This window comes from Erwinia sp. S38, from assembly GCF_016624545.1.
GTDB classification, from domain to species: domain Bacteria; phylum Pseudomonadota; class Gammaproteobacteria; order Enterobacterales; family Enterobacteriaceae; genus Erwinia; species Erwinia coffeiphila.
Genome location: NZ_JACVTS010000025.1, coordinates 24,958 through 37,515, shown reverse-complemented (window position 1 = coordinate 37,515; position 12,558 = coordinate 24,958). Strand labels below are relative to the sequence as shown.

At 53.4% G+C, this 12,558-nt stretch carries 11 protein-coding genes; 3 read left to right on the top strand and 8 right to left on the bottom strand.

The features are described 5' to 3' along the window. Entirely contained in the window at window positions 1–1,098 is a 1,098-nt protein-coding gene (locus IBT46_RS22535; protein WP_200547484.1) for a glycosyltransferase family 9 protein, read from the top strand. 4 nt (window positions 1,099–1,102) lie between these two features. Here IBT46_RS22535 and IBT46_RS22530 read toward each other — a convergent pair whose 3' ends face one another. Genes IBT46_RS22530 through rfaD form a run of 6 tightly spaced genes read right to left on the bottom strand, consistent with a single transcriptional unit; the run spans window position 1,103 to window position 7,464 of the window. Continuing rightward, on the bottom strand, window positions 1,103–2,086 hold the full coding sequence (locus IBT46_RS22530) for a glycosyltransferase (protein ID WP_200547483.1): 984 nt from the start codon (window positions 2,084–2,086) through the stop codon (window positions 1,103–1,105). Further along, window positions 2,079–3,314, bottom strand: coding sequence for an O-antigen ligase family protein (locus IBT46_RS22525; protein ID WP_370569518.1), 1,236 nt, complete (start codon window positions 3,312–3,314; stop codon window positions 2,079–2,081). The genes IBT46_RS22530 and IBT46_RS22525 overlap by 8 nt, the downstream gene beginning before the upstream one ends. 22 nt (window positions 3,315–3,336) lie before the next feature. Then, window positions 3,337–4,506: a glycosyltransferase family 4 protein gene (locus IBT46_RS22520; protein ID WP_200547481.1), complete on the bottom strand. Its 1,170-nt coding sequence runs from the start codon at window positions 4,504–4,506 to the stop codon at window positions 3,337–3,339. Next, window positions 4,503–5,468, bottom strand: a complete 966-nt coding sequence (gene rfaC, locus IBT46_RS22515) for a lipopolysaccharide heptosyltransferase RfaC (protein ID WP_200547480.1) — start codon at window positions 5,466–5,468, stop codon at window positions 4,503–4,505. Before rfaC ends, IBT46_RS22520 begins: the two co-directional genes overlap by 4 nt. Then, window positions 5,469–6,515 (bottom strand): ADP-heptose--LPS heptosyltransferase RfaF, encoded by a 1,047-nt coding sequence (rfaF, locus tag IBT46_RS22510; RefSeq protein ID WP_200547479.1) that lies wholly within the window; start codon window positions 6,513–6,515, stop codon window positions 5,469–5,471. A gap of 16 nt (window positions 6,516–6,531) precedes the next feature. Further along, on the bottom strand, window positions 6,532–7,464 hold the full coding sequence (gene rfaD, locus IBT46_RS22505; protein WP_105594452.1) for an ADP-glyceromanno-heptose 6-epimerase: 933 nt from the start codon (window positions 7,462–7,464) through the stop codon (window positions 6,532–6,534). Between the two features lie 227 nt (window positions 7,465–7,691). Between rfaD and IBT46_RS22500 the strand changes: the two genes are divergently transcribed. Both IBT46_RS22500 and tdh read left to right on the top strand, forming a co-directional pair. Then, window positions 7,692–8,891, top strand: a complete 1,200-nt coding sequence (locus IBT46_RS22500; protein ID WP_200547478.1) for a glycine C-acetyltransferase — start codon at window positions 7,692–7,694, stop codon at window positions 8,889–8,891. 9 nt (window positions 8,892–8,900) lie between these two features. Further along, window positions 8,901–9,932, top strand: a complete 1,032-nt coding sequence (gene tdh, locus IBT46_RS22495; protein ID WP_105594454.1) for an L-threonine 3-dehydrogenase — start codon at window positions 8,901–8,903, stop codon at window positions 9,930–9,932. A gap of 36 nt (window positions 9,933–9,968) precedes the next feature. On the opposite strand, the gene IBT46_RS22490 is transcribed toward tdh, so the two are convergent. Both IBT46_RS22490 and envC read right to left on the bottom strand, forming a co-directional pair. Beyond that, complete coding sequence (locus IBT46_RS22490; protein ID WP_200547477.1) at window positions 9,969–10,901, bottom strand: divergent polysaccharide deacetylase family protein; 933 nt, start codon at window positions 10,899–10,901, stop codon at window positions 9,969–9,971. A 2-nt stretch (window positions 10,902–10,903) separates the two neighbouring features. Further along, a complete protein-coding gene (envC, locus tag IBT46_RS22485) occupies window positions 10,904–12,211 on the bottom strand; it encodes a murein hydrolase activator EnvC (RefSeq protein WP_200547476.1) in 1,308 nt (435 codons plus the stop codon). Window positions 12,212–12,558 lie beyond the last annotated feature (347 nt).

The following is a 12,558-nucleotide window of genomic DNA, read 5'->3' as shown; positions in this document are numbered from 1 at the left end:
ATGTCGAAGAAATGGAAGATTAAGCTCGCGAACTTTTTCCTTGACCGCTATACCGCCAGATACGGCCGTCTGCAGGATAAATCCACTTTCGACAGTGGGATTCATTTCGACAATATCGTTATCTATTCGACAACGGCACTCGGCGATTTTATGTTCAATACGCCCGCTATTCGTGCCGTACGCGAGCGTTATCCCGATGCGCATATTACGCTGGTCGTGCATGAGAAGAACCGGGAGCTGGTGGAGGGCGGGCGAGACTTTAACCGCGTCGTTTACTGGAACAGTAAAATCAAAACGCTGGGCCCGCTGCTGAAATCCTTACGTGAGCATCAGCCCGATCTGGCTCTGATTATGCATTCGCATCTGCCCTATGATGTGATCAGCGCCGTGATGGCCGGGGCCAAATATATTATTCGCGATAACTACAGCTCCGGAATTAGCGGGCTGGAGAAATGGCTGACCAACTATGTGTTCCATTACTACGGACATTTTGTTCGTCGTAAGCTTGAGCTGGTTTCGATTCTGGGATGCCGCAGTGACGATCCCACCATGGAAATTCCTGCCCCTTTTGAGCGAGCGGTAAAAAATCCTGACCAGATAACCATTGGTTTTCAACTGGGCGCATCAACGGAGTCACGCTGCTGGCCTGTTTCGTATTACGTCAGACTGGCTGAAATGCTGGTGGCCGCCTGGCCGAAAGTGAAAATTGTGCTGATTGGCGGCGGTACCGACAGGGAAAGAGCACAGCGCTTTCTGCAAAGCGTCAGCGCAACGACCGCAGAGCATGTTGATGACCGCATTGGGAAAACCGGGTTACAGCAAATGATTACGCTGCTGGATGGTTTCGATTTGCTGGTGACCGGTGATACGGGGCCACTGCACGTAGCGATCGCTCTGAAGGTAAAAACCATCAGCCTGTTTGTTACCGCCGACCCGCGCTCTACCGGCCCTATTCAGGATTTAGAGCTGCACCGCGTTATTCATCTTTCCCGCACTGGCTATACGATGCCGCTGGAAGCAGAAAGTCCGATGGGAGTGATCCAACCACAGCGGGTTTATGATGAGGTTGTGGAACACCTGCGGCTGAATGAGAAGTAATCTTTCACTTCGTCATTTTCCAGCGGAGTTGTGACAGCCAGGTATCGATGTAGGCGTATCGCATCTGCCGGACCTTTTTCTTCGGTACGGCAGTGCCATCACACAGCGTGGCGGCTTGCGTTAATACTTCCCGGACTTTCTCGGGGTAAAAGTAGTAGCCGTAAAGTTTCTTCGACATGGCTTTTACTTCGTTAAAGCAGTTGAGCACCATCAGGGCAGCGAGCTGTTTAATTGCCTTATCATGTTGATGCTGCGCCGCAAAACTCAGCATTTTCTGCATCGCAAACAGCATGTCTTCAATGTCTTTTTCTTTAACGTTGCGGGTGATGCCCTGGCTGTTATCGCGATAAAAATAGAGTGGGTGATCGATATGGCCAATTTTTTGCGTCTTGAAGTAGACGAATGGCGTAAAGATCACATCCTCATAGCGTCGGCCTGTTTCGAATGATTCACCAACGAGCAGAGAACGATGGAACACTCTGTTCCACAGATGCCACATGGACCGACTGAAAAGCGGCATCAGGCAGCTCATTCCCTGCGTAAAATCACTGGTGGAAAATGCTGATTCTGCGGGGCGGTTGTCTTCCTGCGTTGCATTGGCAAATATATGATATTTAAAATCTATTAACTCATACTTCCCGGATAACAGCAGTGGGCGAAGCGTGATCAGATAGTGACGACTGAGCAAATCATCCCCATCAAGGAAAGTCACATACTGTCCGCTGGCATGCCGAAGCCCAACATTGCGTGCGTGCGCGATGCCCCCGTTTTGCTGAGAAATAAAGACAACGTGCGGATGGGCGTAGCGATCCAGGACACTCTGTGCTGCAATGACTGAACCATCTGTTGAGCCGTCATTAACTAGTACGATCTCAATATCATCATCAACTTGTCGCAATAATGATTCCAGGCTGTCGCCCAAAAAGTCTTCATTATTGTAGAACGGAATAATAACGCTGAGCAGGTGACCCTTTTCAATTTCACTCATCTGCCTGCTCCCGAGTTTTCTTTAGCGACAACACACTGAAGATAATTGCCAGTGAAAAGGTGATGGTTGCCTCCGAGCTAAAGAACAGAACGTCGCTCAGGCCATAGAGGGTCAGTGCAGCACTGACACCCAGTAGCATGGCATTTCGTTCAGGTCTGAAGGACTGAATCATCAGGGCCAGGTAGATGGCGAGCAGTATGGCAACGCCCCATATACCTTTTAGCGAGTAGGTTTCCAGCACTTCATTATGCATATGCACGTCGAGATAGCGTTTGGCATTATATAATTTTGGTTCTTCGGCAATAATTTTCAGCGCTTCTTTCGCTCGACTTTCAGCAGACTGCCCAAAAGGCGCATCATTGCCGGTTCTGATTGCGATAATTTGCATCCACACTCGGGAGAAAATAGAGTTATCCGCTTTTGCCGTATTTAGCATGACGAAATTTCTCTGTGCATCCTCAATACGTTTAGCAATTTTATCCTTAAAGATAAAACCACAGACGGTAAGTAGCAGCGGAAGAAGCAATATAATCACGATCTTATGCCGATGAGATATCACATTTTTTGTCGCAAGCACTGACAAACCAATGAGCACAGGGTAAAGCAGCATAGCGGCACGTGTGCCCGTGAACACGATAGCGGCATAGCTGAGCATGAAAGCCAATGCATAAAGTACCAGCCGATACCTGACTTTTAGCATCAGAACAGACTGCATCATCAGTAAGCTAACGGCGGTAAGAATATAGGCTACTATCGTCGCGCGATCGAAGCCCAGTTCAATACGAATGTATCTCAACGCTATGCTCTGATAGAAAGCATAGAGGTTAATCACCACTCCAGCAGTGATGCAAAAATAGATAATTTTACGCTGCAAGCCCAGGCGTTCATTGAGAGCAAGTAGTAGAACAAAAGCGGTGGCTATAAACAGTCTCGACATGTTCATATACGAGCGATAGATATTGATATAGTCGCCGGGGGCTTTATAAACGACCAGCCAGAAAATGGTGGAAAAGGATAATGTCAGAAATAATCCTGGCAGGATCAGATTTTTTTTATTATCGGTATAATATTTAAAATTGAATAAAACGCAGAAAAAGGCGAAGTAGCCGCTAAGATAAAACAAATCACGCCCGGCACTCGGAAGAAAAGGCAATATTAAAAGACTAATGGCGCAGCACGAGTAGGAAAAATAACTCCACAGTGGCGACGGAGTTGGGTTATTAAAAATGCCTTTGGCTAAATCTCTCACATTATTTCTCATTTTTGTAATATTCAAGGGTGTTATTAAATTCATCCTGAAATACTGCAAAACTAAAGTTCTCTAATGGGAATTTCTGCGCATTTCTGCTGTAAGATTCGTAATTTTTTTCCGCTATCAATTTTTCGACAGCATCCGCGCAGTCAGTATGTGAAATTAATTTCGCAGAAACCAGCGCGTCCGCTAGAGGATCGTAGACCTGATGAGGGAAATCCACCTCAATACCGGTGAGAGTTTTGTGTTGTTCAATGCTGACGGAAGGAACGATAACGATGCCGCAGACGCCTTCTTTAACGGCCTCTGGCTGACCGTCTACCATTGGAAATATCACCGGAACGCCAAAATATAACGATTCCATACAGGATAATCCGAAAGGTTCGGTGATCGGTGTGCTGAGGTAAATATCAGTACGGTTAAAAAAATCCGCAACGTTATGCTGAAAACCACTGAAAGTGACCCGATCGCCGAGCTGTAATCTTTCTGCCAGTGCCTCAAATTCCGCGCGGTCCGGACCTTTTCCGGCAATCTCCAGCACCACGTCGTGTCCTCGTGCCAGCAGCTCTTTCAATGTCAGTAATCCAACGCTGATACCCTTCAGGGTGACCAGTCGCGAAGCCGTACCCAGACGTATTGGCGACCTCAGATGGCGAGGAGTGGTACTGATCCCGTCGGGAGTTTTGATGCGGTTAATCACCACCTTATGCGGGCAGGGTAAATTGAAACGCAGCTCCATCACTCGTTTAGAGGCGTAAGAAGCGGAAATAACGCCATCAAGCATTGAGAGAAAACGCAGCGTCTTGGTGTTTTTGGCATAGCGCCACGAGCAGCCGTGATCGTAGTAAAGCAGCTTGCCGCGTTGCGGTTTAGCGGCCAGCCCTGGGATTAAATCCCAGACGATAATCACGTCAGCATTGGCACGGTTTACTTTCCACTGCAAAAGGTACTTCCGCAGAAACTGTGGGCAGCGTAGCGGGAGCTTATCGATAAGTCGCGTAGCGAAGGTCACTTTCTGCTGTGGCATCTGACGCGCAATTTCAGGGCCTATCTCGCGGCTCACACAGATGATTTCATTGCTGTCATCGCCCGCGTCATTAAGATACTGCAAAAAAAGGCGCTCTACGCCGCCCATTTTTCCCAGGTTAATGATGTGTAGTTTCTTCATGAAATGACCTTGCTCAATGCCTCACGCACCTGCTCTGCGCTCAACGAATCCATGTTTTTATCCGGAGAAATCAGGGCAAACTGATTCTTGCCGTAGCCGCCAATCAGCCCCGGATCGGTTGGGCCATAAAGCGTGATGTTCGGTCGGTCGAGCGCGGCGGTTAAGTGGCTCAGACCGGTATCAACGGACACCACTGCACGTGCGCCAGCCAGCGTCCGGGCAACCTGCTCCAGCGTCAGCTTCGGCAGCACACCAACGAAATCAAAGCCTTCAGCCAGGCGAATCGCACGCTGATGCTCGTGTTCCGCACCCCAGGGAAGCTTTATCCGCAATCCCGATGGCTGTATTAAACCAATAAGTTCACGCCAGTGGCTTTCCGACCAGTGCTTATTATCGCGGGTGGTGGCATGCAGAAACACCAGATAGCGGTTCGCATCTTCCGGCAGCTCGTGAATAAAATGTTGGGCGATAGCGTAGTCACCCGTGGTTTCCGGCAGCGCATAGCCGAGGCTTTTGGCGAACAGTTCTCGCGTGCGCTGTACGGCATGCTGCTGTTTGTCGATCGGATGACGGCGGTCATACCACCAGCTGGCAAACGGTTCACGCGCGCTGCGGCTATCGGCCCCGTGCTTAACGCCTTTTGCCAGACGCGTGACCAGCGCCGCGCTTTTAATCAGCCCCTGCGCATCCAGCACCACATCATACTCTCGCGACTGTAGCTCGCGCTTAAACGCCACGCGCTCTTCTCGGTTCTGGCTGCCAAACCAGTGTTTGCGCCAGCGTCGAATCGCCACCGGCAGGACATTATCCACGGCAGGATGCCAGGAAGGGATCTGAGCAAAGCCCTCTTCAACGACCCAGTCAAAACGAATTCCGGGAATGGCCTGCATGGCGTCCGTTAATGCTGGTAGCGAGTGCAATACATCTCCCATTGAGGAGGTTTTAATAATCAGAACCCGCATTCAAACTCCTGGAGTAGGGCAAAGCGTTTCCAGCTCGGCGATAACGCGCGCTGGAGTAATATCAATCAGACTCTGGTGATAGCCTTCGGCAGCATCACCCTTACGCACTTTGTGGTAGCCGTCGATCAGACGTATCACCCGTGCCTTATCGGACAGCGGCGGCGTGAAATCAGGGCTGCTTGGACCGTAAAGCGCAACCAGCGGGCGGTCGAGCGCTGCGGCAATATGCATCAGTCCTGAGTCGTTGCTTACCACGGCATGGCAGCAAGCCAGCAGAATCACTGCCTGTTCCAGCTGGGTTTCCCCCGCCAGGTTGCGGCAGTGCTGTCGATTGTTTTCGCTCAACGCGGCAAGGATCTGATCGCCCGTCTCATGGTCTTTCGCCGAACCGAACAGCGCTATTTGGTAGCCCTGGTCGATCAGATGCTGCGCCAGCGCGGCATAGTGATAGTGCGGCCAACGTTTTGCCGGGCCAAACTCCGCGCCGGGGCAGAAGCCGATCAGCGGTCGGTCAGCGGCGAGATGAAATGCGGCGGCGGTGGTTTGCTTCTCGGATTCCTGAACAACCAGTTTCGGCCACAGCAGCGGCTGGGGCAGATCGCTGGCGCTGGCGATGCGAGATTTGTCGTATGCCAGCGCGACGTAGCGCTGCACCATCAGCGGAAACGCGGCTTTATCCAGCGTGCGGATATCGTTCAACAGGCCATAGCGCATTTCACCGCGCCAGCCGGTACGGTGCGGGACGGCAGCAAAAAACGGCACCAGCGCGGATTTAAACGAGTTGGGCAGCACAAACGCACGATCGTAGCCTTTATCGTGCAGCGCCTTGCCCAACCGACGACGTTCACCGATCTCCAGTGCGCCGTGGCCCAGCGGCATCGCCAGCGCCTCGTTCACTTCCGGCATGCGCGACAGCAGGGGCCGGCACCAGGCTGGCGCCATCACATCGATCGTCGCCTCGGGATGTTCCGCCTTCAGCGTACGATACAGGCTCTGCGACATCATCATGTCGCCGACCCACGATGGGCCAATAACCAGAATTTTCATTGCCTGCCCCGCTCCGTTAACCGTTACGGTTCAGCCACGCCATGTATTCAGCCACGCCTTCGGCGACGGTTTTGAACGGCTTATCGTAGCCCGCAGCGCGTAGTTTGGTCTGGTCGGCAAGGGTAAACGCCTGATAACGGCCTTTCAGTTTTTCCGGGAACGGAATGTATTCGATTTCACCTTTCTGGTGATAATTCAGCGCGGCGTCTGCCACTTCCTGGAAAGACTCGGCACGGCCGGTACCGCAGTTAAAGATGCCGGACACGCTGTTTTCCCAGAACCACAGGTTGACCGCAGCAACGTCTTCCACATAGATAAAGTCGCGCTTAAATCCGTCGCTGCCTTCAAACAGTTTCGGGTTCTCACCGTTTTTCAGCTGGGTATTGAGATGGAATGCCACGCTGGCCATGCTGCCTTTGTGTCCTTCGCGCGGTCCATAAACGTTGAAGTAGCGGAAACCGCAAACCTGAGACTGCGCTTCTGGCAGAATGCTGCGTACATAGTGGTCGAACAGCATTTTGGAGTAGCCATATACGTTCAGCGGCTCTTCAAACTGGCGCTCTTCAATAAAATCGGCGTTGCGCCCGCCGTAAGTGGCGGCGGAAGAGGCGTACAGGAACGGAATATCGTGCTCAAGGCAGTAATGCAGCAGCTCTTTAGAGTACTGATAGTTGTTATCCATCATGTACTTTCCGTCCCACTCGGTGGTGGATGAACAGGCACCTTCGTGGAACACGGCTTCAACATCGCCAAAATCTTCATCGGCCAGAATGGCAATCAGGAAGTCTTCTTTATCCATGTAGTCGGCGACGTCTAAATCCACCAGGTTGGCGAATTTGGTTCCGTCTTTAAGATTGTCGACCACAAGAATGTCAGTATGGCCCTTATCATTCAGCGCCTTGATGATATTGCTTCCAATAAATCCAGCGCCGCCGGTGACGATAATCATGAGCATTAACCTTTACTGTGGGGTGGAGCAGGAGGCTCCACGCGCTAATAGTCTTATCATAACATCTCATCGCGCCACACACAGCCAGACGAGTCTGTAACCTGGGGTGCTGAACAAATTATTCCGTGAGATATGCTGCAATATTTGCATCTTCCATCATGTCTGTCCGCTATTGTGCTGTACTTTCAGTGCACAGTGTCGCTGAAAAGAGCAGGAGGGGGATAAACATGAAGGATGTTTTTTATCAGCAGGTTAAACAGCAGTTGCTGAATGCGGATCGCGAGGGGCTGTTTAAGCACGAGCGGCAGATTGCAGGTGCGCAGCAGACGGTCATTGCATTAGCTGACGGTAGCGAGCTACTGAATTTTTGCGCCAATAACTATCTCGGGCTGGCTAACCATCCGTCGCTGATTGCTGCAGCAAAAGCCGGGCTGGATACGCACGGTTTTGGCATGGCCTCGGTGCGGTTTATCTGTGGGACGCAGGACCAGCATCGCCAGCTGGAACATCGACTGGCGGAATTTCTGGGCATGGAAGACAGCATCCTTTACTCCTCCTGCTTTGACGCCAACGGCGGGCTGTTTGAAACCCTGCTGGGTGCGGAGGATGCGGTGATCTCCGACGCGTTGAATCACGCATCGATTATAGACGGCATCCGCCTGTGTAAAGCTCAGCGCTATCGCTATGCCAACAATGATATGGCCGAGCTGGAATCCTGCCTGCAACGGGCGCGGGAAGCGGGCGCACGTCATATTCTTATCGCTACCGACGGCGTGTTTTCGATGGATGGCGTGATTGCTAATCTGGCGGGGATTTGCGATCTCGCCGATCGCTACCAGGCGCTGGTGATGGTGGATGATTCTCACGCTGTAGGTTTTGTCGGTGAGGCGGGGCGCGGCAGCCATGAATACTGCGGCGTGATGGGCCGAGTGGACATCATTACCGGCACACTGGGCAAAGCGCTTGGTGGGGCGTCCGGCGGCTACATCGCCGCCAAAAAAGAGGTGGTGGAGTGGCTGCGTCAGCGATCCCGGCCTTACCTGTTTTCCAATTCCCTGGCACCCTCAATTGTCGCGGCATCCTTACAGGTGCTTTCCATGCTGGCAGAAGGCGATGGGCTGCGGCAGCGGCTGTGGGATAACGTGAACTATTTCCGTTCTGCGATGCAGGCTGCGGGGTTCACTCTGGCCGGGGCCGACCACGCCATCATTCCCGTGATGCTGGGCGAGGCGCGGCTGGCGCAGACCTTTGCCAGTCTGTTACAGCAGGAGGGGATCTATGTCACCGGTTTCTTCTACCCGGTAGTGCCGGAAGGAAAAGCGCGTATCCGTACCCAGATTTCTGCCTCCCACACGCAGCCGCAGCTGGAGCGCGCGGTTGATGCATTCACCCGCGTTGGCCGTCAGCTGGGCGTCATTGCCGGATAAGGAGGAGTGATGAAAGCGTTAGCCAAACTGCACGCCCGCCAGGGGATCTGGATGATCAACGACGCCGCGATACCCGAGCCGGGCCACAATGATGTGTTGATAAAAATCCGCAAAACGGCGATCTGCGGCACCGACGTGCATATCTATAACTGGGATGCCTGGTCACAGAAAACCATCCCGGTGCCGATGATTACGGGCCACGAATACGTCGGCGAGGTGGTGGCAGTGGGGCAGGAAGTGGTCGGTTTTCAGCCCGGTGACCGGGTATCCGGCGAGGGGCATATCACCTGCGGCCACTGCCGTAACTGCCGGGGAGGGCGAACTCATCTGTGTCGCAATGCGATTGGCGTTGGCGTGAATCGTCAGGGCTGCTTTGCCGAATACCTGTCAATTCCGGCGGTTAACGCGTTTAAAATTCCCGATAATATTCCTGACGAGCTGGCGGCCATCTTCGATCCCTTCGGCAACGCGGTGCATACGGCGCTGTCATTCGATCTGGTCGGTGAGGATGTGTTGATAACCGGCGCGGGGCCGATTGGCATTATGGCGGCGGCTATCTGTCGCCACGTTGGTGCACGGCATGTGGTGATCACCGACGTTAACGAATACCGGCTGGAGCTGGCCCAGAAAATGGGCGTCACCCGGGCGGTTAACGTCAGCCGGGACGACCTGAGATCGGTGATGGGTGAGTTGGGAATGACGGAAGGCTTTGATATCGGACTGGAGATGTCTGGCGTACCCGCAGCATTTCGTTCCATGCTGAGCGTAATGAATCACGGCGGGCGCATTGCTATGCTGGGTATTCCTTCCGAGGAAATGGCCATCGACTGGAATCAGGTGATCTTCAAGGGCTTGTTTATCAAAGGGATTTATGGTCGGGAAATGTTTGAAACCTGGTACAAAATGGTGGCGTTGCTACAGTCCGGGCTGGATTTAACGCCGATTATTACTCATCGCTTTGATATTGATGATTTCCAGCAGGGGTTTGATGAAATGCGTTCCGGCCACTCGGGCAAGGTGATCCTTAACTGGCCGTCTTAACACGCTGCCGCCAGCAGGCGCTGGCGGCAAACGAATTTAGCGAGAAAAATCAGGCTTTAATCCTGAAAACTGCTGCGACAGCGTTTTCAACAGCGGGCTGCTGGCGATGCTTTCAGCGACAATCCCAAGAGCCAGCGTTGCCGGAACCGGCACGGTTTTCACCGGGCAGTTTTTGCCCACGCGGAACGGATTGCGCGGCTTGTTCGGTTGCGGCCGGGTCTCAGGCAGCGGCGTGTTGCTGCCATGCTGTGGTTCGTTGAGAAGCTGGCTTGGGCGCACCAGCGTGATATCGGCAGGCAGCGTTGGCAACATCTGCTGCAAAACGCGCACCGTCGTCGGATGCGGGTGACCAATGGCAATTGCCGAGCCGTCGCGTTGGGCAAGCCGGACCGCCCGGGTAAACTGCTGGCGGATATCCGCCTCATTCTGCGTATCGTCCAGGAACACGCGGCGCTTGATGACTTTAACGCTGGTGCCGGCGGCGGCGCGCGTTGACTGGCTGTTGCCGATGGTCATGCTGTCGAGGAAATAAAAATTATAGCGGTCAAGAACCTGCATCACTTTCTGCATGCCGGGCAGGCTGGAGGTCATTGCGCTACCCATATGGTTATTTAACCCAACGGCGTAGGGGACATCGGCGGCGGCTTCACGCACGATGCGCGCAATTTCATCCACGGACATGTCCGGGCGCAGAGTGTCTTTTTCCAGCGGCTGCTTGCTGAGGGGGGCCATCGGCAAATGGATCAGCACTTCGTGGCCGCGCTGATGGGCTTTGGTTGCCATCTCCCGGGCGTGTGGTGCATTAGGCAACACCGCCACGGAAATGGCCGCAGGCATCTGTAATACCTGATTTTCCTGCGCCGGACGGTAGCCAAAATCATCAATCACTATTGAAAGCTTTCCGGCGAACGCCGGGCTGACCAAAACAAGCGCTACCAGCAGGCCGCTGAGTTTTCGTAACTGAAACAAACTTATCTTCCTAACCACGGCAATGGATTGACGGCCTGTCCCTGGCGGCGGATTTCGAAATAGAGTGAAGGCGTGCCGCGGCCACCGCTGTTGCCAACCAGCGCAATGGGCTGCCCTGCCCGGACCTGTGTTCCCACGCTCACCAGCGCACTCTGATTATAGCCGTACAGGCTCATATCGCCTTTACCGTGCTCCACGACCACCACCAGCCCGTAACCCTGCAGCCAGTCGGCCATCAGCACTCGACCATCGGCAATCGCTTTAACTTCGGTCCCTTCCGGTGCGGCGATCACCAGACCCTTCCAGCGAAGCTCACCCTGCAACTGTTCGCCAAAACGGTGCTCGATGCTGCCGCGTACCGGCCACAGAGCCTGTCCTGCTGCCCGGCCAAGGCCGCCGGTACGGGAAACCAGCGCTCGCTCGCTCTCGGTAGGTTTATAGGTGGTGCCTTTCCGCTTCGCCTGCGCCTCGCGTTCGCGCACTTTCTGCGCCTCACGGGCTTCGCGTTCGGCACGGGCTTTGGCTTCCCGCTCGGCCCTGGCGATTTTGTCGCGCAGGCGGCTTTCGTTCTGCCGCAGTTCCACCAGCTGCGCCTGGTCTTTCTCCAGCGATGATTCGAGCGTGGTCAGGGTTTGCTTACGCGCCTGGCGGGCACCCTCAAGCTTTTGCTGCTGCGTTTGCTGTTGCTCCAGCAGGGATTTTTGCTGTGCCTGCTTGTCTACCAGGCTGGTTTTTTGCGCCGAGAGGTCGCTGCGGGTTTGCTTCAGTTTATCGATGGATTTTTGCCGGGCATCGTTCAGATAGCCGAAATAGGCCAGCATGCGCTCGCTGCGCTGGCTCTCTTCGCCGCTGAGGATCAGCTGTAAACCACTGTGCTGGCCCTGGCGGAAAGCGGCATCAAGCTGCTGCGCCAGCATAGATTCCTGCTGCTGCTGCTGTTTCTGAAGCTTATTGATGGAGGCGGTGAGAGAACTGATATCTTTACTCAGTGAACCCAGACCCGACTGCGTTTCGCGCAGCTGGCGGCTGGCCTGAGCGATAACTTTTTCCTGAGCCTGCAGCTGATCGAGAAGTTTGCTGCGCTGCTGTTTTTGCAGCTGAACGCTTTTCTCTTTTTTAGCGATATCCTGCTGGATACTCTGTAGCTGTGACTTATTGTCGTCGGCGGCGGAAGCAGAAAAAGACCATAGCAACGCGCCGGTGCAAAGAACACTGACGGTCAGGATGGACAAGCTTGCACGTAATGACGGCGTGGATGCCTGCTTGTTACGTGGGGTCCATGAATGTATCACTGTTGCTTTTTCCCTCATAGCTTCGGATTATTCCACGATGAACAGCGGCTTACCAGCCATCTCTACCGGGTTTTCAGTTACTGACAGTAACAGTAATCGCTCTCCAGCACGGGATTTTTGCTCGGTCGTGAATCCTTTCAGAATCACGATGAGCGACAGCCGTAATGGCTCGCTGCACAACAAATAACCGCTTAAGAACGATACACCGTTATCTCAGGATAGTATTTTTCACTTAAGGCAACTTTTTTTTGTAATCTGCCGCAGAAAACATAACTCTGAGCAGCTTATCGACTGTACATGGCAGCCTTGGCAGGTATACTCAGAAGCCTTATTTTTAGCTTATTAACCCTTCCGGGAGTTGTTAC

Bases quoted from the DNA above. Each gene is read 5' to 3' on its own strand.
- IBT46_RS22535 (WP_200547484.1), top strand. From the start codon at position 1: ATGTCGAAGAAATGGAAGATTAAGCTCGCGAACTTTTTCCTTGACCGC.
- IBT46_RS22530 (WP_200547483.1), bottom strand. From the start codon at position 2,086: ATGAGTGAAATTGAAAAGGGTCACCTGCTCAGCGTTATTATTCCGTTC.
- IBT46_RS22520 (WP_200547481.1), bottom strand. From the start codon at position 4,506: ATGAAGAAACTACACATCATTAACCTGGGAAAAATGGGCGGCGTAGAG.
- rfaC (WP_200547480.1), bottom strand. From the start codon at position 5,468: ATGCGGGTTCTGATTATTAAAACCTCCTCAATGGGAGATGTATTGCAC.
- rfaF (WP_200547479.1), bottom strand. From the start codon at position 6,515: ATGAAAATTCTGGTTATTGGCCCATCGTGGGTCGGCGACATGATGATG.
- rfaD (WP_105594452.1), bottom strand. From the start codon at position 7,464: ATGATTATCGTCACCGGCGGCGCTGGATTTATTGGAAGCAATATCATC.
- IBT46_RS22500 (WP_200547478.1), top strand. From the start codon at position 7,692: ATGAAGGATGTTTTTTATCAGCAGGTTAAACAGCAGTTGCTGAATGCG.
- tdh (WP_105594454.1), top strand. From the start codon at position 8,901: ATGAAAGCGTTAGCCAAACTGCACGCCCGCCAGGGGATCTGGATGATC.
- envC (WP_200547476.1), bottom strand. From the start codon at position 12,211: ATGAGGGAAAAAGCAACAGTGATACATTCATGGACCCCACGTAACAAG.